The 19,734-nt window shown below is 61.4% G+C and carries 18 protein-coding genes and 1 pseudogene; 9 read left to right on the top strand and 10 right to left on the bottom strand.

All coding sequences use genetic code 11. From position 1 onward, the window contains the following. Positions 1 to 49: 49 nt before the first annotated feature. The 4 genes from BLU75_RS24750 to BLU75_RS24735 all read right to left on the bottom strand — a co-directional run bounded on the left by BLU75_RS24750 (position 50) and on the right by BLU75_RS24735 (position 2,180). A complete protein-coding gene (locus tag BLU75_RS24750; RefSeq protein WP_084378546.1) occupies positions 50 to 775 on the bottom strand; it encodes a hypothetical protein in 726 nt (241 codons plus the stop codon). Between the two features lie 68 nt (positions 776 to 843). After that, positions 844 to 1,275, bottom strand: a complete 432-nt coding sequence (locus BLU75_RS24745) for a hypothetical protein (protein ID WP_084378547.1) — start codon at positions 1,273 to 1,275, stop codon at positions 844 to 846. After that, positions 1,238 to 1,867, bottom strand: coding sequence for a nucleotidyltransferase domain-containing protein (locus tag BLU75_RS24740; RefSeq protein ID WP_084378548.1), 630 nt, complete (start codon positions 1,865 to 1,867; stop codon positions 1,238 to 1,240). The genes BLU75_RS24745 and BLU75_RS24740 overlap by 38 nt, the downstream gene beginning before the upstream one ends. A 61-nt stretch (positions 1,868 to 1,928) precedes the next feature. Further along, positions 1,929 to 2,180, bottom strand: a complete 252-nt coding sequence (locus BLU75_RS24735) for a DUF6124 family protein (RefSeq protein ID WP_084378549.1) — start codon at positions 2,178 to 2,180, stop codon at positions 1,929 to 1,931. A gap of 487 nt (positions 2,181 to 2,667) precedes the next feature. Between BLU75_RS24735 and BLU75_RS24725 the strand changes: the two are divergent. After that, a pseudogene (locus tag BLU75_RS24725) lies at positions 2,668 to 2,950 on the top strand (type II toxin-antitoxin system RelE/ParE family toxin). Positions 2,951 to 2,964: 14 nt separating this feature from the next. Next, positions 2,965 to 3,252, top strand: a complete 288-nt coding sequence (locus tag BLU75_RS24720; RefSeq protein ID WP_084378551.1) for a HigA family addiction module antitoxin — start codon at positions 2,965 to 2,967, stop codon at positions 3,250 to 3,252. Between the two features lie 185 nt (positions 3,253 to 3,437). Here the strand turns inward: BLU75_RS24720 and BLU75_RS24715 are convergent, their stop codons facing one another. From BLU75_RS24715 to pilG, 6 genes are all read right to left on the bottom strand, one after another. Beyond that, positions 3,438 to 3,893, bottom strand: a complete 456-nt coding sequence (locus tag BLU75_RS24715; RefSeq protein ID WP_084378552.1) for a chemotaxis protein CheW — start codon at positions 3,891 to 3,893, stop codon at positions 3,438 to 3,440. After that, positions 3,886 to 9,729, bottom strand: coding sequence for an Hpt domain-containing protein (locus BLU75_RS24710; protein ID WP_084378553.1), 5,844 nt, complete (start codon positions 9,727 to 9,729; stop codon positions 3,886 to 3,888). The genes BLU75_RS24715 and BLU75_RS24710 overlap by 8 nt, the downstream gene beginning before the upstream one ends. A 170-nt stretch (positions 9,730 to 9,899) precedes the next feature. Further along, the gene (locus tag BLU75_RS24705; protein ID WP_084378554.1) at positions 9,900 to 11,951 is read right to left on the bottom strand and encodes a methyl-accepting chemotaxis protein; all 2,052 of its coding nucleotides are present in this window, start codon (positions 11,949 to 11,951) and stop codon (positions 9,900 to 9,902) included. Continuing rightward, positions 11,948 to 12,487: a chemotaxis protein CheW gene (locus BLU75_RS24700; protein WP_084378555.1), complete on the bottom strand. Its 540-nt coding sequence runs from the start codon at positions 12,485 to 12,487 to the stop codon at positions 11,948 to 11,950. Before BLU75_RS24700 ends, BLU75_RS24705 begins: the two co-directional genes overlap by 4 nt. Before the next feature lie 12 nt (positions 12,488 to 12,499). Next, positions 12,500 to 12,865: a twitching motility response regulator PilH gene (pilH, locus tag BLU75_RS24695; RefSeq protein ID WP_084378556.1), complete on the bottom strand. Its 366-nt coding sequence runs from the start codon at positions 12,863 to 12,865 to the stop codon at positions 12,500 to 12,502. Between the two features lie 45 nt (positions 12,866 to 12,910). Then, a complete protein-coding gene (gene pilG, locus BLU75_RS24690; protein WP_084378557.1) occupies positions 12,911 to 13,318 on the bottom strand; it encodes a twitching motility response regulator PilG in 408 nt (135 codons plus the stop codon). A gap of 239 nt (positions 13,319 to 13,557) precedes the next feature. Between pilG and gshB the strand changes: the two genes are divergently transcribed. The 7 genes from gshB to BLU75_RS24655 all read left to right on the top strand — a co-directional run bounded on the left by gshB (position 13,558) and on the right by BLU75_RS24655 (position 19,440). Then, positions 13,558 to 14,511, top strand: coding sequence for a glutathione synthase (gshB, locus tag BLU75_RS24685; RefSeq protein WP_084378558.1), 954 nt, complete (start codon positions 13,558 to 13,560; stop codon positions 14,509 to 14,511). A 77-nt stretch (positions 14,512 to 14,588) separates the two neighbouring features. Beyond that, complete coding sequence (locus tag BLU75_RS24680; protein ID WP_084378559.1) at positions 14,589 to 15,488, top strand: energy transducer TonB; 900 nt, start codon at positions 14,589 to 14,591, stop codon at positions 15,486 to 15,488. A gap of 60 nt (positions 15,489 to 15,548) precedes the next feature. Continuing rightward, positions 15,549 to 16,118 (top strand): YqgE/AlgH family protein, encoded by a 570-nt coding sequence (locus BLU75_RS24675; RefSeq protein ID WP_084378560.1) that lies wholly within the window; start codon positions 15,549 to 15,551, stop codon positions 16,116 to 16,118. Next, entirely contained in the window at positions 16,118 to 16,555 is a 438-nt protein-coding gene (gene ruvX, locus BLU75_RS24670) for a Holliday junction resolvase RuvX (protein WP_084378561.1), read from the top strand. Before BLU75_RS24675 ends, ruvX begins: the two co-directional genes overlap by 1 nt. An 81-nt stretch (positions 16,556 to 16,636) precedes the next feature. Further along, positions 16,637 to 17,143 carry a bifunctional pyr operon transcriptional regulator/uracil phosphoribosyltransferase PyrR gene (pyrR, locus tag BLU75_RS24665; protein WP_084378562.1) on the top strand — a complete coding sequence of 169 codons (507 nt, stop codon included), beginning with the start codon at positions 16,637 to 16,639 and terminating at the stop codon, positions 17,141 to 17,143. Positions 17,144 to 17,167: 24 nt separating this feature from the next. Further along, positions 17,168 to 18,172 (top strand): aspartate carbamoyltransferase catalytic subunit, encoded by a 1,005-nt coding sequence (locus BLU75_RS24660; RefSeq protein ID WP_084378563.1) that lies wholly within the window; start codon positions 17,168 to 17,170, stop codon positions 18,170 to 18,172. After that, positions 18,169 to 19,440 (top strand): dihydroorotase, encoded by a 1,272-nt coding sequence (locus BLU75_RS24655; protein WP_084378564.1) that lies wholly within the window; start codon positions 18,169 to 18,171, stop codon positions 19,438 to 19,440. The genes BLU75_RS24660 and BLU75_RS24655 overlap by 4 nt, the downstream gene beginning before the upstream one ends. Positions 19,441 to 19,734 lie beyond the last annotated feature (294 nt).

Here is a 19,734-nt window from a genome sequence, read left to right as displayed (position 1 = left end):
ATCAATCAAGCTCGGCGGCGAACTGTTACGGCTGGAGTAACGGTGCGAATCACTTGGCGTCACGGGCGTTAATGCGCTGACGCCACACCGTCCAGGCTAAAGCCAGCACTGCCACCGCATGAAAACTCAAGACCGCCGTCCGCGCCCCGTTCCACAACCCGAGCAAGCCCTGCACATACACGGGCAGCAGGAACAGCAGCAATACCACCAACATGCCGGCGCCCAGTTGCTCCCAGTTTTTCAGTCGACGAGGACCGGCGGCTATCGCGTAACCCAAGCCTGCGCCCAGAAACACCACCAACAGGCTCGCTATCTCATGCTCCGTCGCCACGGGCTTTTGCAGCAGTGCCGGTAACAGGGAAGTAACGAACAGCACGAATGCACAGGCACCGATAAAAAAGAACGCGTACTCGAAGATATTCAACAGTCGCTCACGAATGAAGGTACGGGCCTGAGTGTCTTCAGCCTCGTCAGGCCCTTGGGATATGGCCACCGCGAGCAGGCCAGAGCCAAGGCCACCCAAGGTCATCACCACCAGGTTGCTCACCACCGCCTTGAGCGCTTTTCCATCGTCATCAAGATTGAGGCTTTCCAGGTACAACAAGATAATCACCGCACCGGATGCGCTGACCACAAATCCCCACAGCTTCCCGCGGTTCGACTCGAACCTCATCGTCAAGCTCGCGGTCGCCACCAGCACCGCAAACCACATCAACAAGGCACCGGTAAACGGGCTCAGGTTGTACAACCAGGCAAATACGTCGAATAGCCACATTGCGTCGTTACTTCCACCGAAAGACTCCTCGGGTTATCGGCGGGCTTTGGGGGAGCTTTACTGATGTGTCATTGAGACGGGCGTTTCAGCCGTTGATCGACCACCCCCAACAGCGCTTGAGTGCTGTCGAGCAACTGCCGCAGTAACGCCTCATCCTCATCCATATAGCCTTCATATTCAGCCAGGTTGCGCCGCTCGTGGCACAGGGCAAATAACCTCACCTGAACATTGCCTATACAAGCGGTATGAGTCAGGCATTGGAAGACCAAATAGCGTTTTTCGGATCGGTAGCCATGCAAACGCAAGGCGGTAAGCGCGATGGCATGAGCTGCGTTGTAGGCCAGATCAAATCGACTGGCAAAAGACAAATTCACGCAGCTCGCATCCTTCAAGCGGTCCTTGGCCGAACGTATCAAACCTTCGCATTCCTTGCGATCCGGCGGCTCCACCTTCAATCCACCACTACGTTGCAGGTTCTCCAGATTGATCTTGCTGTCCATCCTTGGACTCCATGGGGTTTTCCCCAATGAGATTGATCTTGGCCTGATCCGCGACCCGGCGTACAAAACTGTTCCCGGCATTCCATTTGCCAATCCAGTCTTGGGGGGTGTAGAGCGTTGGGTTGATGGTGCGCCCCAACTGCTGCTCCAGCGGCATGAGCTGTTCCATGACTTCACTGTAGTCGAGGCTTTCGCCGATCAGCATCAGATCTATGTCACTGGATGAGTGCGCCGCGTCCTTGGCGATGGAGCCGTAGATAAAGGCCCACTTCAAATGTATGGCGAACGGTGCCAGTGCATTGCGCAGCGGTGCGTCCAGGCTCAGGGACTTGCGCACGATGGCCAGCAGCTCGGCGTATATCGGGCATTGAGGGTTGGCTTGATAGTGAGTCTGGTTACCCTGGCGGGTCATGTTCAAGATACCCGCCAGATGCAGGCGCTCCAATTCACGCGTCAGGCTGCCTTTACCGACTTGAGCCCAGCGCGCGATTTCATTGGTAAAAAAGCTCTGCTCAGGTTTGCCATAGAGCAAGCCCAGAACTTTTTGCTGGGTCACAGTAAAAAGGGCTGCGCTGAGAGACAGGGTTTGCATGAAGGTGACCAAAGAGTCCCAAAAAGGGAACGATAGGTCCCTTTTTGGGACTGATCAAGTTTTACAGCACCGAGGAAGGGGATAACTGTTCCAGCGCTCGCTCCACCAACATCTGGCCCAGTTCGGTCATTTGCTGGATCGCAAGCATCACACCGCGCTGGGAACCCACCAGTTCAAAAGCCAGGCCGCCGGTCAAGGCGTTGAGTGAGGCGAGGGTTTCGCTGGCGTTGATCAACAGGGTTTCGGTGTTTTGGTAAGGATTAACGCTGAAGAGGCTGGATGAGGCGGGCGAATTGGGTGTGGGTTTGAACATGATAGACAGCTCCGATATGTGAGGGAGACTGACCCTGATCGCTTGCACGCGAATTGGGTGGCAGCTGTACGCAGGTGTGCAAGACCGGGCATATCGGACCCCGGCAGACCCGAAGGTCTCCCGCGCACAGCCGCCATAACAAACACAGCGAGCATAAAAAACGCCCGTTGAATGGCTAGGGGCGTTGGTGCGCCGATATGTAACCGGACTTGCACGTCCGTGTCACCGTTTTTTGCGATGACCGTCAAAGACTAGGCGTGAAGACACCTCACCACAAGTTCATGCATTACGCGAAAACTTGCAGGAAAAGTCCCAAGGGCGCACCCCACGACGACGTCTCCTACGGTTCTTTCGGGTTGTTGCTCGGAACCGCCCTCTCTAGTCTCTCAGGCCTGAATGACCTCACCAGCGGGGCTACCATGAATCTCACCCTCAAATCCGATGCAAGGGCATTGCAAGGCGTGATGTATCACATCACAATCGCACCATGATCGTCAGCTGGAAACATAAAGGTCTCAAGATTTTTTATGAGACTGGTTCGACTCGAGGTATTAACGCTGATCATGCAAAGCGCTTGCGGCGTGTATTGCTCATTCTGGATAAAGCAGAACGTAGAGATGAGCTTGAGCTGCCTGGCTGGCTGGCGGTTTCACCAACTGAAAGGTGACCTGGTCGACTATTGGTCTGTATCCGTCAGCGGCAATTGGCCCATCATTTTCCGCATGCTCGACGATCAGGTCGAACTGGTCGATTACCTTGACTACCACTGAGTAGAGGTACCTACATGGGTATGCACAACCCACCTCACCCCGGCGAAATCCTGCTTGAGGACGTGATGCCCAGTTTGGGTATCACCATCACCGAAATGGCTAAACGTCTTGGCTTTGCCAGGGAGACGCTTTCCAGGATCCTGCACGGCCATGCACCGATCAGCCCGGACCTTGCTGTCAGGCTGGAACGCGCAGGTGTCAGCAAAGCGCGGTTGTGGCTGTCAATGCAAAGCACCTACGATCTGTGGCAGGCGGAGCACCGGGAACAGCCAGCCATTGAGCGTTTTGCACGGATTGAATAGCAGACTAAGCCGAGCGCATTGGCATTTCCCAAAAAGCCAACCTCGCGTAGCAGCTGTCGAGCCCCGGCGAGGCTGCGATAACAGTCTGTCAGGCGACATAAATGTCGGCAGGTCCGCCCTCATCGCAGCCTCGCCGGGGCTCGACAGCTCCCACCTTTGATCTCCATCGGTCACAGGGATTTTGTTCAGGCCAACCCGGCCTCCACCAGCAGCGCTTCCAGCCCCATCAGGTCCGGGACTTTCGCCACCTGTTCGCCGACTTGTACCGCCGCCAGTTCCAGCGGGCAGAGCGGCACATCCACGTAACTCAACTGGCTGTCGACCTTGTATGAGCGTGGAATGCCCTGAATCACCAGCGCAATGAATTTCAACGTCGCCCGCCCGCCCAGGGCATTGAGGACTACGATCCTTGCATGCTCGCCCATTGCGCTGGCGCCACCGCAGGCGGCTTCAAAGCTGATCAGCGGCAGCTGCTGGTCGCGCCAGGTCACTTGGCGCAAGTACCACGGCGGTGCGTCGCTGGCGGGTTCGCCGCGTTGGAAGTCGATCAGCTCCGCTACCGCCACGTTGGGCAACAACAGGTGACGGTCGGCCAGGGGCAGCAGCAATCCGGTGAGTTGGCTGGCTCGATGATCAAGCATGTTTCGGGCTCCAGTAGGCAATGCTCTCCAACAACACCGACTCCTGATAGGGCTTGCCGAGGTAATCGTTGACGCCGATGGCCATTGCCCGGTCGCGGTGTTTCTGCCCGGTGCGGGAGGTGATCATGATGATCGGCAGGTGCTTGAGCCGTGGGTCGTTGCGCACCTGGATGGCCACTTCAAAACCGTCCATGCGTGGCATTTCAATGTCCAGCAACAGCAGGTCGGGTGTGTGCTCTTCGAGCACGGCGATGGCGTCGATCCCATCTTTGGCGGTCAGCACGTTCATGCCGTTGCGCTCCAACAGCCGGCTGGTGACTTTGCGCACCGTGACCGAGTCGTCCACCACCAGCACGCGCAACCGGCGTTTCTGCTGCGGCTCATTGAGCGCCGGCAGCATGCCCGACGCTTGAGACGGCAAGGCCGGAGCCAACGCGCGGATATAGGCCAGCAGGTCGATAATCAGCACCACCCGGCCGTCCCCGAGGATCGTCGCCCCCGACAGCCCTTGCACCGTGGCAAATTGCGGACCCAGGCCCTTGACCACAATCTCCCGGGTGCCGGCCACGGCGTCGACCTGCACGGCAACCTGCCGGTCATTGCATTGCATCAGCAACACCGGCAACGGCTGGTGTTGACCCAGCAGCTCAGGCCGGGCGACGGTGTGCAAAAGCTCGCCCAGGTAATGCAACTCATAGCGCTGCCCAGCGTATTCATACACTGCAGGATCAAGTTGGTAGTGACCCTCCAGTTCACCAGGCAGCACTCGCACCAAGCCTTGGATGGCGTTCAGCGGAATCGCGTATTGATCGTCCGCGCACTGCACCATCAACGCCCGATTGACCGACACGGTGAACGGCAAACGAATCCGGAAATGCACGCCTGCCCCGGGCGTGGAGTCGATGACCATCGTGCCGCCAAGCTGGCGCACTTCTTCATGAACCACGTCCATGCCTACGCCGCGCCCGGAAATCTGGGTGATTTTTTCGGCGGTGGAAAAGCCCGGCTGCAAGATGAATTGCAGCACATCGCGGTCGCTGACCTCGACGCTGGGGTCGAGCAAGCCGCGCTTGATCGCCTTGCGTCGCACCGCCTCCAGAGGCACGCCCGCGCCGTCGTCGCGCATGTCGAAGATGATGTCGCCACGTTCATGGGTCAGGTCCAGGGTGATCCGGCCTTTCTCCGGCTTGCCCGCCAACAGACGCGCCTCACGCGACTCCAGGCCGTGGTCGACCGCGTTGCGCAGCATATGCTCCAGGGGCGCGACCATGCGCTCCAGGACATTGCGGTCCATCTCACCCTCGGCATTGCCGACCACGAACTCAACCTCCTTGCCCAGCTCGCCGGCCACTTGCCGCACGATGCGCTTGAGGCGCGGCAGCATGCGTTCGAACGGCACCATGCGCGTGCGCATCAAGCCTTCTTGCAGCTCAGTGTTGATCCGCGCCTGCTGCTGCAACAGGTTGTGTGCGTCCTGATTGCGCTGGTCGAGGGTTTCCTTGAGGTCCAGCAAATCGGAGGCCGATTCAAACAGCGCACGGGACAGCTGTTGCAGCTGGGAATGACGGTCCATTTCCAGCGGGTCGAACTCCTCGTAGCCCAACCGTTCGGCCTCGGCCTGCTGGCGACTGAGGATCCGGCCCTGGGTTTCGATGTCGAGGCGGCGCAGTTGGTCGCGCATCCGTTCGATGGTGGTTTCCACCTCGGTCAGCGCGAGGCGCGCATCGTTGACCTGCTGTTCGATACGCCCACGGAAAATCGAAGTTTCACCCGCCAGGTTAACCAGGTCGTCCAGCAGCTCGGCGGAGATTTTCACCATGTCCGCCGCCGGGTCACTGACGGCCGCCGCCTCGGGCTTGCCGGTAGACAGCGTCAACGGAGCAGCGTGTTCCTCCGCCGGGCGAACCAGGCTTCTGATCCGCTCGATCAAGCGTTCCACCGACCCCACGGGCATGCCCGCCGCCACCGCATCGACCATTTGCGCCAAGCGGTCGTGGCAGCCTTGCAACAGCGCGAACAGCTCCGCCGTGGATGACAGCAAGCCCGCCGACAAGCCTTCGTAGAGAAATTCCAGTTCATGGGCCAGGTCGCCTATCGGCCCGATCTCGACCATCCGCGCACCGCCCTTGAGGGTGTGCAGATCCCGCAGCAGGGTTTCCACTTCCTGGCGACCTTGAGGGTCGGCCTGCCAGCGCACCAGCGCGGCGCCGGAACTGTCGAGGATATCCGCCGCTTCTTCGAGAAAGATCTCCAGCAATTCGGGATCACTGCCCGCCGCATCGGGTGCTGGCGGCGCTGCAGCGGCTATAGCGCCAGGCTGTTGGCGCCACTCGCGCAATTGACTGGTCAAAGTGCTGGAATCACTCAACGCTTGCTGCTGTTGCAATTGCTCCAACTGCAGCGCCAGGTGTTCGTGGCTGGCCATCAACAGCTGCGCCACTTCGTTGGAATAGCTGTAGCGTCGGTCGACCAGGCCTTCGTAAAGGGTCTCCAGCTCCAGCGCCAGATCGCCCACCGGGCCGATCCCGGCCATGCGCGCGCCGCCTTTGAGCGTGTGCAAATCGCGTTGCAGAGACGGCAACGGTGTCGCGTTTTCGGGATCGAGCAACCAGCGCTTGAGGGACTGCCCGGCGCTATCGAGGATATCCACGGCCTCTTCAAGGAATATCTCGACGATTTCATCGTCTAGCGCCGTGCTCTGCTCCAACTGCGCAGTGGCGGTGGTCAACTCGGAAATACTCAGGCCGCGACTGCCATCGCTCTTGATCAGCCCAGTGGCGGCCGGGTCGAGGCTTTCTTCCAGCAGCTCGCGCAAGGCCCGCACCCGCAGCGGCGCGGGGCTGATTTCCTGGCCGGCGGCCAATTGATCGAGCATGTTGATCAGCGCTTCATGGGCCTGTTCGGCCTCATGAAAAAAGCGCTCGCTGACTGCCAGGCTGCTCTCTTCCACAGCGCCATACAGGTCGAGCAGGGCTTCGCACAGCGCGTCCATCGGGTGTAGATCCGCCAGGTGTGCACCCTCGCCCAGGGTGGTCAACTCTTCCAGCAAGGCGCTGAGTTCCTGGCGCTCGCCGGGATGTTGCCGCCAACGATGCAAAAGACTTTCGGCGTCGAGCAAAATGTCCATGCCCTGTGCCAGGAAGTTGCTGATCAACTGCGGATCACGCTTGATTCGTTTGCCTGCGCTCGGGCCGTTGATAAAGGCTTCAAGCTGGCTGTCGAGACGCCCTTGAATGCGCTCGATCAAATCGGCGGCACCGCTGATCGACGCATGAGGATCGCGGTCCAACTGACGCAAACCGCGCTGCAACAGCGCTTCGGCCTCCAGCAGCAGGTCGATTTCGTCCAGGTCCAACGCCAGGCGGTGGGCCTTGTATTCACGGGTCAGATGGTCCAGCGGCCGCGCCAGCTCAGCGATGGATAGCACGCCGGCCATATAGGCGCTGCCCTTGAGGGTATGCAGCGCGCGTTGCAGCTCGTCACTGACCTGCAACGGCATCTGCTCGGTGGCGCGCTGCAAAAAAAAGTTGATGCTGTCGAGATGGCTTTGAACCTCATTGCGGAAAATCTCCAGCAGCAAGGGATCCAGGGCAGGCGTGTCCTGCTCCTGCATCGGCGGTAACTCGACACCGACCGCCAAGGCATGGGCTTGTGCCGCCAAGTGATCGACGTCATCGCGTTGACGCTGGGTACCCGCAGCGAAATCCGCGATCAGCTCAGGCAGCACTGCCACGGCTTCGTCCAGAATCGCCTGGACCTCCACCCCCGACGCCACACTGCGTTCCAGCACCCGGTTGAGCAGGTTTTCCACGGCCCAGGCCAATTCCGCCAGCACCAGGGCGCGAACCATGCGCCCGCTGCCTTTGAGGGTGTGAAAGGCTCGGCGTATTTCGCTCAAGGTGGACTTGTCTTTCAAGCCCGCCGTGCCGTCCGGTACATGGCGATGCAAGACCTCAAGCACCTCTTCGGTTTCTTCAAGGAACACGTCCCGCAGCTCGTCGTCCACCGGTTGCTCATCGGCGGGCGGCGGCAGCAGGCTCCCGGGGCGTTGCAGCGCCGGCGGATTGAGGCGCGAGGTCGGATGGGCCAGCGACGCGGTTGGCGGCCGTGCCTCATCGCTGCCCACCGGCAGAGCCTGGCCCCAAGGCAACGGGCTTTCGCTCGGGGCATAGCCAAGCGCTGTCAGCCCCTCAAAGGCCACATCCAGCACCCGTTCGCCAGGCGCGTCCGGGTCCTGGAGCATGCGTTCCAGGTAGTACTCCAGGCTGGTGAGCACATCGGCAAAATGCGCAAGCGACACTTCGGCAGGCGCCACCTTGCTGCTCATCAGTTGTTCATCGACATAGTCATTGCACGCGCGCATGAGGCGCGCTGCACGTGGTAACGGGATCATCGCCAAAGCGCCGCGTACCTGGGTCAACAACTCGGGCACGGATTCCAGGCACTGCGTGTCCCAACCTGCCTCAAGGCAGTCGATGAGCAATTCCCGGGTCTGCCTGAGGCACTGGCACGATTCCTTGACGACCATCTGGTGGATCCGGGTCAGGTCGGTCGTCGGCAATCGGCTTTCTTCACGGCTTTGCGGCTCGACGGTGCCCACCATCCCGGCCAGGGTCGCCTCGACGTAGAGCAACGCTCCCGCAACGTCCATCAGGACCGCGTCGTTCGGCTCACGCTGGCCCTGGGCCAAACCCAACACGACCGCCAACTGGTCGATGATCACTTTGCGCGGCTGGCCGAAACCCAATACCGCCAAGGTGTCGGCGATCTGTCGCAAAGGTGCCAACAGACTGTCGAGGTCGGACGCATGCTGACGGTCACTGCGCACGAACAGGTCCAGGCGCTCCTTGACCCGTACCAACTCTTCACACAACGCCCCCAGCACCGAGCCCATGGCGTTGCGATCGGGCCCCGCCAGGCGCGCACGCTCGGCGTCCACCAACGCGCTATCGGGCAAGGCGTCGTCCAGACCGTAGCGTTCCTTGAGGCTTTGCATGCGCGGCGTCGGTCGGGTGACCTTGGCGATGTAGAACAACAGACTCTTGAGCAACTCATCCGGCGCCGGTGTGTTAATCGCCCCGATGCCGTGGGTTTGCAGGCGCTTGAGTTCCTGGTCACACGCCTTGAACAGACTGCGCAGCGCCGGACTGTTGGCGATAACGCCGGTAAGCATACCTTCGGCCAGCGCCGAGGTGACTTGCCACAGAGGCAACAGCGGCGCGCCGTGGCACAGCGCTTCGAGCTGGGCGAACACCCGCGCCATATCTTCCAGGTTGCTGGGACCATGGTCTTCACGCAACAGCCCGGCCAGACCTTGCTGCAGCATTTGCCGCCATTGTAGCAAGTGCTCGGGGAAATCCTCTGGCGCACGCTGGGTCAGGGCATCTTCGGGCAGCGGCGCAATCACCAGCAGTTGCGGGCTGAACAGACTGGTTTCCGACAGCAGGCTTTTACCATGCACGCTACGCAGATCGTTGAGCAACGGCAGGACCACCAGCGGCAAGTCACGACGCGCGCCGTGGACCCGATCCAGGTACAACGGCAACTGTCCCAAGGCGTGTTGCAGCAGGCGAACACCCTCATCACGCTGGCTGACACGCCCGGCTTGCAGAGCCTGGGCCAAGTGCTCCATTTCTTCGGCAAGCAGCGCCGCGCCATAGAACTCGACCATTTGCAGGGCGCCGTGGACCTGATGAATGCCCGCGAGGCACTGCGTGATCGCCTCGCCGCTCGAATCGTCGACATAGGTGGCCAACGCCGAACGCGCCTGTTTGAGGGTTTCGGCGATTTCGCCCTTGACCCATTCGAGGGCAACGTAGTCGTGCCGGTCAACCATAACGGCTCCCATCTGAATTAACCGTGGGGTTCAATGGTGGGGGCGGGCTTGCTCGCGATAGCGGTGTGTCAGATACGTATAAGGTGACTGACACAGCGTTATCGCGAGCAAGCCCGCTCCCACACAGGCCCGTTCCCACAGGGCGGCTGCGGTGATGTTGAGGGTGCATTTTATTCATCGGTCTTGCGTGCGGGCGGCAAGGTAAAGCCCGATACCGAGCGCCGCAACTGGTTGGCCATTTTCGTCAGGTTGCCAATGCTTTCGGCGGTGGCGGTGGAGCCTGACGAGGTCTGGCTGGTGATCTGCTGGATCACGTTCATGGTCAGGGAGATCTGCCCCGCCGACGACGTCTGCTGTTGTGCCGCGTTGGAGATGCTCTGGATCAACGCCGCCAGGGTCTTGGACACGCCTTCGATCTCTTCCAGCGCCACTCCGGCGTCCTGGGCCAGTCGCGCGCCGCGCACCACCTCGGTGGTGGTCTGCTCCATGGAGATCACCGCTTCGTTGGTGTCGGCCTGGATCGCCCGCACCAGCGTTTCGATCTGCCGGGTGGCCGCAGACGAGCGCTCGGCCAACCGCTGTACTTCATCGGCCACCACCGCGAACCCACGCCCGGCATCGCCCGCCATACTGGCCTGGATGGCCGCGTTGAGGGCGAGGATGTTGGTCTGTTCGGCGATATCGTCGATCAGGCTGACGATGTCGCCGATTTCCTGGGATGACTCACCCAGGCGCTTGATGCGCTTGGCGGTGTCCTGGATCTGTTCGCGAATGTTGTCCATGCCATGGATGGTGTTATGCACCACCTCATTGCCCTTGTTGGCGATTTCCACCGAGCGTTCGGCCACTGCCGAGGATTCAGCCGCGTTGGCCGAGACCTGATCGATGGACAGGGCCATCTGGTTGATCGCCGTCGACGCTTCGGCAATCTGCTGCGCCTGGTGTTCGGACGCCTGGGCCAGGTGCATGGCGGTGGCTTGGGTGTCCTGCACGGCGCCGGCCACCTGGCCGGCCGTGAGGTTGATGGTCGCCACCAGATCCCGCAGTTGATCCACGGAATAATTGATCGAATCGGCGATGGTGCCGGTGAAGTCCTCGGTCACCGAGGCGGTCACCGTGAGGTCGCCGTCGGCCAGGTCTTCGATTTCGTCCAGCAGGCGCATGATCGCGTTCTGGTTGCGTTCGTTTTTCTCGGCGGTTTCGCGCAACTGGCGATTGGTCTCGCGCACCATCACCAGGCCGATCAGGATGATTGAGGCCAGCGCCAGCAAGCCCAGGACATAGCCGCCAATCGTGTCGAGCGTGCGCCCGTCCGCAAGGTTTTCAAACCCCGTGGCCAGGTGCGAGGCTTCATCGAGCAGGGTTTGCGACAGGCTGAAAATGTTGCTTGCTGAAGCGCGCACCTGAAACAACTGCGGCGAAGTTTCGAGGATTTCGTCCACGGAGCCGGAGACGAACTCGAACAGCTCGGCTATTTCCGCCAGCCGCGCACGCGCGTCGGGGTCTTGCACCTCGGTGATCTTCAACGCGGCGTTGCCCTGGAGCATGCCGCCAAGGACCAGGCCAAAGCGGTTGGCATCGCGTCCAAAGGCGTCGGCGGCCTTTACTGCCGTTTCGTCACCCGCCAACACCGTGTTGACCGCCCCCAGGATGCGTTCGGCCAGCAGCGATTGGCGCTGGGCCACGGCCACTTGGCTGGCAGGCGCACCGCGCTGCAAGAGGATTTCCACGACTTTTTCCGATTCCAGCTGCAATTGCGGAACGGTTTCGGCCAGGGTCGCCGCCACTTGATGCAGGGACAGCACCGTCTGTTCGCTGGCCAGGATCACGTCGGTGTTTTTCAGCAACGCTTCCCAGTCATGCTGCACGGCGCGCATTTCGCTGTGCACGGCGCTCGGCGCGGCGGGCAGGCCGGTGGCCGGGTCGCCCTGCTTCAGGTAACCCCAGCGCAGGGCAAAATCATTGCGCGCCTCGCTCAGCAGCTTGAAGGCCGCAGCCTTGCCGGTAGCCGATTCCGTGGCGTTCTTGGCAATGCGCTGGGACAGCACCCGCAACTCGCCCGCATGACCGATGTACTGTTTGTCGTAGCCGGATTGCGTGTTGAGGTACGCGAAGTTGGCGAACAGCAACATGATGAAGATGATCAGCGCGATAAACAGCACGATGATCTGCGAACGGCTACGGGAGGCTTCCTGCGGTTTGACGGGGCTGACGCTGGTCATGCTGCAACATCCAGAAAGTCCGGAGCCCGGGCCAGGGCAAAGGGGCTGAAGACCTGCCACAGCGGGTCGCCGCTGAATTGGCCTTGAATAAATGCCGCACCGCTCGTCGTCGACGCTTCTGGCGGGATGCGTTCCAACAGATCCTGGGCAAAATGTTGCAGGCCGACGACTTCGTCCACCAGCAACCCGACAAACATGTCTTCGTGCTCAATCACCAGCACTCGCCGCTGTTTGCGCACCACTGACAGGGTGTGGCCGAAAAATCCGCACAAATCGATCACCGGCAATAACCGCCCACGCAGGTTAGCCACGCCTCTGACCCACGGTTTGACCCCGGGCATCAGGGTACAACGTGGCTCGTGCATCACTTCAGCAACCTCGCCCATGGGCGCGACATACCAATGCTCGGCCAGCCGAAAGCCGATCCCGCTCCAACTGTGCGAGCGGGTTTCCTGGGACGGCAGATCCGCGGCCAGCAGACGGCAGCGGCGGTCGATGTCCAGCAGCAGCTCGAAGGCGGTTTGCGACTCGGTCATGGGAGCGAGCCGTCAGCCTGCCAGCACCGCGTTCAAGGTCTTGATCAACGTCTCTTCATCCACCGGCTTGGTCAGGTAATCCTTGGCCCCCTGGCGCGTGCCCCAGACCTTATCGGTGTCCTGATCCTTGGTGGTGATGATGATCACCGGGATATGGCCGGTCTCGGGATCCTTGGTCAATTGACGCGTGGCCTGGAAACCATTGAGGCCCGGCATGACGATATCCATCAGCACCGCGTCAGGCTTTTCCTGACGGGCCAGCGCAACGCCATCACCGCCATTGACCGCCTTGAGCACCTGGTGCCCGTGTTTTTCAAGCATTTCGGTGAGTTTGTACATTTCAGTCGGCGAATCGTCGACGATCAGGACACGTGCCATGGTTTTCCCCACTACATTGGTGGACGCAAGCCCTTTGGGGCTGGGTCAGTGTGCTTGTTCTACCGGCGCGAAACCCGGCGCATAGGCCTTGATCGCACTCAGCAGTTCTTCCTTGCTGAACGGTTTGGTCAAAAACTGATCAGAGCCGACGATCCGCCCCTTGGCCTTGTCGAACAGACCGTCCCGGGAAGACAGCATGATCACCGGGATCGCTTTGAACGCCGGGTTGTTCTTGACCAGGGCGCAGGTCTGATAGCCATCCAGGCGCGGCATCATGATGTCGACAAAAATAATGTGCGGGTGATGATCAACGATCTTGGCCAGGGCATCGAAACCGTCGATGGCCGTAATGACTTCGCACCCTACGTTCTTCAACAGTGTCTCGGCGGTGCGGCGAATCGTTTTCGAATCGTCGATCACCATCACTTTCAAGGCGTTGGAATGCTGTTCCATATCTGCTCTACCATCGCCACAGCGAATCGGTTTTCGGTGTGTACTGCCTGATGTTGCCAAGGACGCGCGCCAAACCCTTGCCGTGCAAGGGCCAGTACGCCTTGGCAGCCTTTTTAGCACAGACTGGGAAGGCAATCTATCAGCCAACCGGCAAGGTGGTTTTTCCTTGACCCGCAACGGCCTGCGCGCCACTCTGGCGCCACTTTTCATGCGCCCTTATTTGCTAGAGGAAATCCCCCATGAGCGTTCGCGTCGGCATTGTCATGGACCCTATCGCCAGCATTTCCTATAAAAAGGACAGCTCGCTGGCCATGCTGCTGGCCGCCCAGGCCCGCGGCTGGAGCCTGTTCTATATGGAGCAGCGCGATCTTTACCAGGGTGACGGTGAAGCGCGGGCGCGGATGCGTCCCTTGCAGGTGTTCGCCAACCCTGACAAGTGGTTCGAACTGCAGGACGAAGTCGACAGCCCGCTGAGCGATCTGGACGTGATCCTGATGCGCAAGGATCCGCCGTTCGACATGGAGTTCGTCTACTCCACCTATCTGTTGGAGCAGGCCGAGCGCGCCGGCGTGCTGATCGTCAACAAACCGCAAAGCCTGCGTGACTGCAATGAAAAGCTGTTCGCCACGCTGTTCCCGCAATGCACGCCGCCCACCGTGGTCAGCCGTCGCGCCGACGTGTTGCGCGAATTCGCCGCGAAGCACGGTGACGTGATCCTCAAACCGCTGGACGGCATGGGCGGCACCTCGATCTTTCGCCATCGCGCAGGCGATCCGAACCTGTCGGTGATCCTCGAGACCCTGACCGCGCTGGGCACCCAGCAGATCATGGGCCAGGCGTACCTGCCGGCGATCAAGGACGGCGACAAGCGCATCCTGATGATCGACGGCGAACCCGTGGATTACTGCCTGGCGCGCATTCCAGCGGCCGGTGAAACCCGTGGCAACCTGGCGGCCGGTGGGCGTGGCGAAGCCCGGCCGTTAAGCGACAAGGACCGCTGGATCGCCGCCCAGGTCGGCCCGACGCTGAAGGAAAAGGGCTTGCTGTTCGTGGGCCTGGACGTGATTGGCGAGCACCTGACGGAAATCAACGTCACCAGCCCGACCTGCATTCGTGAAATCGATAATGCGTTCGGCACGAATATCGGCGACATGCTGATGACCGCGATTGCCTCCAAGCTACAAGCCAAGTGACATAGAACAGCCGGATGTAAACCAACATTGCGCTATCATGCCCCACCTGTGAAACGCACGATGTTGGTTTTCCTGCTATGACGCTCCCGTCCAATCCGCCCCCCGAATTCACCCACAGCGGCGTACGCCCGGCTGATCGGCTCGGATTTACGCTGTTTCTCGCGGCACTGATCCATTTGGCGCTGATCCTCGGCCTGGGCTTCACGTTCGTCGAGCCCAAGCAGATCAGCCAGACCCTGGAGATCACGCTCGCCACCTTCAAGAGCGAGAAGGCGCCCGAGAAAGCCGACTTTCTCGCCCAGGACAATCAACAAGGCAGCGGCACGCTGGACAAGAAAGCCGTGCCCAAGACCACTGAAGTGGCGCCGTTCCACGACAACAAGATCAATAAGGTCACGCCGCCTCCGGTGCCCAAGCCCGAGGTCAAGCAGGCTGCGCCCAAGGCCGCGGTCGCGACCACCGCGCCAAAACCGCAAAAAACCGTGACCCAACGGGAAAAAGTCAAGACCGAGCCGGCCCCCAAGACACCTGCCCCGACGTTCGACAGCTCGCAGCTTTCCAGCGAAATCTCCAGCCTGGAAGCCGAACTGGCCAACGAACAGCAGTTGTACGCCAAACGCCCGCGCATCTACCGGCTGAATGCCGCCTCGACCATGCGCGACAAGGGCGCCTGGTACAAGGACCAATGGCGCAAGAAGGTTGAGCGCATCGGTAACCTGAACTACCCGGACGAAGCCCGACGCCAGCAGATCTACGGCAACCTGCGACTGCTGGTCTCGATCAACCGCGACGGCAGTTTGTACGAGGTCCTGGTGCTGGAGTCCTCCGGCCAGCCGTTGCTGGACCAGGCAGCCCAACGCATTGTGCGCCTGGCGGCGCCCTTCGCGCCGTTTACCGGCGACCTGGCCGACATCGACCGGCTGGAAATCATCCGCACCTGGCGCTTTGCCAAGGGCGACCGGCTATCCAGCAACTGATCACGCCCGCAACACATCCCCAGCTTGTCAGTTCGTCCCTCCAACGCCACACTAGCGAACATGAAAAACGTCAGCCCGACCTACCTCAAGCACCAATTCCTGATCGCCATGCCCCATATGGCCGACCCGAACTTTGCACAGACCTTGACCTATATCGTCGAGCACACGGCCAATGGCGCCATGGGCTTGGTGGTCAACCGCCCGCAAGACCTGAACCTGGCCGATATCCTCGAGCAATTGCGCCCGGACGTTGATTCGCCCGCCAGTTGCCAGGCCGTGCCGATCTATTTCGGCGGGCCGGTGCAGACTGACCGCGGTTTTGTGCTGCATCCGAGCGGGCCCACGTTCCAGGCGACGGTGGATCTGGACGGGCTGTCCCTGTCGACCTCCCAGGACGTGCTGTTTGCGATTGCCGACGGCGGCGGGCCGGCGCAAAGCCTGATTACCCTGGGTTATGCCGGGTGGGAAGCCGGTCAACTGGAAGCAGAGTTGGCCGATAACGCCTGGCTGACCTGTCCGTTTGATGCCGACATTCTGTTCAACACCCCCAGTGAATTACGCCTGAATGCGGCAGCGGCGCGGCTGGGCGTCAACCTCAGCCTGCTGACCAGCCAAGCGGGGCACGCCTGATGGCCTTGCGTCTGATCCTCGGCTTTGACTACGGCACCAAACAGATCGGCGTCGCCGTGGGCCAGGTGATTACCGGCCAGGCCCGCGAGCTGTGTACCTTGAAAGCGCAGAACGGTGTGCCGGACTGGAATCAGGTCGAAGCGCTGATCAAGGAATGGCAACCCGACGCCGTGGTCGTCGGCCTGCCATTGAACATGGACGGCAGCCCCAGCGAGATGTGCCTGCGCGCCGAAAAGTTTGCCCGCCGCCTCAACGGTCGTTACAACCTGCCCTTCTATACCCACGATGAACGCCTGACCACGTTCGAGGCCAAGGGCGAACGCCTGACCCGTGGCGGACAGAAAGGCAGCTACCGCGACAACCCGGTGGATGCGATTGCCGCGGCCTTGCTGTTGCAAGGTTGGCTGGACGAAAACACCGCTTTATTTGAATCCTGACTGACGCGGCTTGCCGCGTCTTCTTACGTTTGAGCCCGGACTTTGTCAGCCCACGCTGGCCAAGGCCTTGAAGGAGCCACCATGAGCCTGCCGAATCCCGCCGACCTGATCAGTCAGATGGCGACGCGCCTTACCGCCCATCTGCACCATCGCGCCATCAGCGAGCCGCGCTTTATCGGCATTCGCACCGGCGGCGTCTGGGTGGCCCAGGCGTTACTCGAAGAACTGCGCAGCGATTCGCCCCTGGGCACCCTGGACGTGTCTTTCTACCGCGACGATTTCAGCCAGAACGGTCTGCACCCACAAGTGCGCCCCTCGGCCCTGCCCTTCGAGATCGAAGGCCAGCACCTGGTGCTGATCGACGACGTATTGATGAGCGGCCGCACTATCCGTGCCGCGATGAACGAGTTGTTCGACTACGGCCGTCCGGCCAGCATCACCCTCGTGTGCCTGCTGGACCTGGACGCCGGCGAGTTGCCAATCAGCCCAGATGTGGTGGGCGCGACACTGTCGCTGGAGGCCAACCAGCGGGTAAAATTGTCCGGTCCCACGCCGCTCGAACTCGAACTGCAAGACCTCGTCCTTTAAACCGCCTTGTAAAGAGTCCCCGCGATGACGCCTCTAGATGCCAAGCGCCCGCTGCAGCTCAATGCTCAGGGCCAGTTGCAACACTTCCTGTCTCTCGACGGTTTGCCCCGCGAACTGCTCACTGAAATCCTCGACACCGCTGACTCGTTCCTTGAAGTCGGCGGCCGGGCGGTGAAAAAAGTCCCGCTGCTGCGTGGCAAGACCATCTGCAATGTGTTCTTCGAGAACTCCACGCGCACCCGCACCACCTTCGAACTGGCGGCCCAACGCCTGTCGGCGGATGTGATCACGCTGAACGTCTCCACCTCATCGGCGAGCAAGGGTGAAACCCTGCTCGACACCCTGCGCAACCTGGAGGCCATGGCGGCCGACATGTTCGTGGTGCGCCACGGTGATTCCGGCGCCGCGCATTTCATCGCCGAGCACGTATGCCCGCAGGTGGCGATCATCAATGGCGGCGACGGCCGTCACGCCCATCCGACCCAGGGCATGCTCGACATGCTGACCATCCGTCGGCACAAGGGCGGGTTTGAAAACCTCTCGGTGGCGATCGTCGGCGACATCCTGCACTCGCGGGTCGCGCGCTCGAACATGCTGGCCCTGAAAACCCTTGGCTGCCCGGACATCCGGGTAATCGCGCCGAAGACATTGCTGCCGATCGGCATCGAGCAATATGGCGTGAAGGTCTACACCGACATGGCTGAAGGCCTGAAGGACGTCGACGTGGTGATCATGCTGCGCCTGCAGCGCGAGCGCATGTCCGGCGGCCTGTTGCCCAGCGAAGGCGAGTTCTACCGCCTGTTCGGCCTGACCACCGCACGCCTGGCCGGTGCCAGGCCGGACGCCATTGTGATGCACCCGGGTCCGATCAACCGCGGCGTGGAGATTGAGTCGGCGGTGGCCGACGGACCGCACTCGGTGATTCTCAATCAGGTCACCTACGGCATTGCGGTACGCATGGCGGTGTTGTCCATGGCCATGAGCGGGCAAACCGCCCAACGTCAATTCGAGCAGGAGAACGCCCAGTGAAGCTCAGCATTCTCGGCGCCCGAGTCATCGATCCGGCCAGCGGCCTGGATCAAATCAGCGATCTGCACCTGGAAGCCGGCAAGATCATTGCCATCGGCGGCGCCCCCAGCGGCTTCAGCGCGACCGAAACCATCGACGCCAAAGGCCTGGTCGCCGCGCCAGGACTGGTGGACCTGAACGTCGCCCTGCGCGAGCCGGGTTACAGCCGTAAAGGCAGCATCGCCAGTGAAACCCGCGCCGCGGCGGCGGGTGGCGTCACCAGCCTGTGTTGCCCACCACAGACCAGGCCGGTGCTGGACACCTCGGCCGTGACCGAGCTGATCCTCGACCGCGCCCGCGAAGCCGGTAACTGCAAGGTGTTCCCGATCGGCGCCCTGAGCAAAGGCCTGGACGGCGAGCAACTGGCCGAGCTGATTGCCCTGCGCGACGCCGGTTGCGTGGCCTTCGGCAACGGCCTGGAGAGTTTCCGCAGCACGCGCACCCTGTGCCGCGCCCTGGAATACGCGGCAACGTTCGACCTGACGGTGATTTTTCACTCCCAGGACCGCGACCTGGCCGAAGGCGGCCTGGCCCACGACGGCGCCACCGCCGCCTTCCTGGGTCTGCCGGGCATCCCGGAGACCGCTGAAACCGTGGCCTTGGCCCGTGATCTGCTGTTGGTGGAACAAAGCGGCGTGCGCGCGCACTTCAGCCAGTTGACCAGCGCCCGGGGCGTGGCCCTGATAGCGCAGGCCCAGGCGCGTGGCTTGCCGGTGACGGCGGACGTGGCGTTGTATCAACTGATCCTGACGGACGAAGCCCTGATCGACTTCTCCAGCCTGTATCACGTGCAACCGCCCTTGCGCACCCGCGCCGACCGCGAGGGTTTGCGGGCTGCGCTGAAATCCGGCGTGGTGTCGGCGATTTCCAGCCATCACCAACCTCATGAGCGCGACGCCAAGCTGGCACCGTTTGGTGCCACTGAGCCTGGCATCAGCAGCGTCGAGTTGTTGTTGCCGTTGGCGATGACACTGGTCGAGGACGGATTGCTGGACCTGCCAACGCTGCTGGCACGCCTGAGTTCAGGCCCGGCCCAGGCCTTGCGCCTGCCGGCCGGCAAACTGGCGGTGGGTTCGGCAGCGGATCTGGTGCTGTTCGATCCGGCCAGTTCCGTGGTAGCTGGGGAAGGCTGGTTGTCCAAAGGCGAAAACTGCCCGTTCATGGGTCACAGCTTGCCGGCGACGGTGCGCTACACCCTGGTGGATGGGCGGATCAGCTTCCAGGCCTGATCGCTTGCCCGCCTGATGTGGGCGGGCCGGGTTGTTCGCGGTGGCCTCACCCTTACAACCCCCTCACCCTAACCCTCTCCCAGAGGGCATAGGCATCTACACAACTTTGCCTCAACGCTTAAATCCAGGCAGATAGGGCTGTTGTGGCGAGCGGGCTTGTCCCGCGCAGGGCTGCGAAGCAGACCCAGTAAGCCGAATGCGGTGTATCAGATACTTCATAGCGGCTGGTTTTGGGGCTGCTTCGCAACCCTACGCGGGACAAGCCCGCTCGCCACAGGGACATTCGTCAGCTTC

It is taken from the genome of Pseudomonas mucidolens (assembly GCF_900106045.1).
GTDB lineage: Bacteria > Pseudomonadota > Gammaproteobacteria > Pseudomonadales > Pseudomonadaceae > Aquipseudomonas > Aquipseudomonas mucidolens.
The sequence above is the reverse complement of the archived record's forward strand: the minus strand, read 5'-3'. Positions and strand labels throughout refer to the sequence as shown.

What these genes read in the sequence shown, in the direction of transcription:
- BLU75_RS24750 (WP_084378546.1), bottom strand. Translation starts at nt 775, where the DNA reads ATGTGGCTATTCGACGTATTTGCCTGGTTGTACAACCTGAGCCCGTTT.
- BLU75_RS24745 (WP_084378547.1), bottom strand. Translation starts at nt 1,275, where the DNA reads ATGGACAGCAAGATCAATCTGGAGAACCTGCAACGTAGTGGTGGATTG.
- BLU75_RS24740 (WP_084378548.1), bottom strand. Translation starts at nt 1,867, where the DNA reads ATGCAAACCCTGTCTCTCAGCGCAGCCCTTTTTACTGTGACCCAGCAA.
- BLU75_RS24735 (WP_084378549.1), bottom strand. Translation starts at nt 2,180, where the DNA reads ATGTTCAAACCCACACCCAATTCGCCCGCCTCATCCAGCCTCTTCAGC.
- BLU75_RS24720 (WP_084378551.1), top strand. Translation starts at nt 2,965, where the DNA reads ATGGGTATGCACAACCCACCTCACCCCGGCGAAATCCTGCTTGAGGAC.
- BLU75_RS24715 (WP_084378552.1), bottom strand. Translation starts at nt 3,893, where the DNA reads ATGCTTGATCATCGAGCCAGCCAACTCACCGGATTGCTGCTGCCCCTG.
- BLU75_RS24710 (WP_084378553.1), bottom strand. Translation starts at nt 9,729, where the DNA reads ATGGTTGACCGGCACGACTACGTTGCCCTCGAATGGGTCAAGGGCGAA.
- BLU75_RS24705 (WP_084378554.1), bottom strand. Translation starts at nt 11,951, where the DNA reads ATGACCAGCGTCAGCCCCGTCAAACCGCAGGAAGCCTCCCGTAGCCGT.
- BLU75_RS24700 (WP_084378555.1), bottom strand. Translation starts at nt 12,487, where the DNA reads ATGACCGAGTCGCAAACCGCCTTCGAGCTGCTGCTGGACATCGACCGC.
- pilH (WP_084378556.1), bottom strand. Translation starts at nt 12,865, where the DNA reads ATGGCACGTGTCCTGATCGTCGACGATTCGCCGACTGAAATGTACAAA.
- pilG (WP_084378557.1), bottom strand. Translation starts at nt 13,318, where the DNA reads ATGGAACAGCATTCCAACGCCTTGAAAGTGATGGTGATCGACGATTCG.
- gshB (WP_084378558.1), top strand. Translation starts at nt 13,558, where the DNA reads ATGAGCGTTCGCGTCGGCATTGTCATGGACCCTATCGCCAGCATTTCC.
- BLU75_RS24680 (WP_084378559.1), top strand. Translation starts at nt 14,589, where the DNA reads ATGACGCTCCCGTCCAATCCGCCCCCCGAATTCACCCACAGCGGCGTA.
- BLU75_RS24675 (WP_084378560.1), top strand. Translation starts at nt 15,549, where the DNA reads ATGAAAAACGTCAGCCCGACCTACCTCAAGCACCAATTCCTGATCGCC.
- ruvX (WP_084378561.1), top strand. Translation starts at nt 16,118, where the DNA reads ATGGCCTTGCGTCTGATCCTCGGCTTTGACTACGGCACCAAACAGATC.
- pyrR (WP_084378562.1), top strand. Translation starts at nt 16,637, where the DNA reads ATGAGCCTGCCGAATCCCGCCGACCTGATCAGTCAGATGGCGACGCGC.
- BLU75_RS24660 (WP_084378563.1), top strand. Translation starts at nt 17,168, where the DNA reads ATGACGCCTCTAGATGCCAAGCGCCCGCTGCAGCTCAATGCTCAGGGC.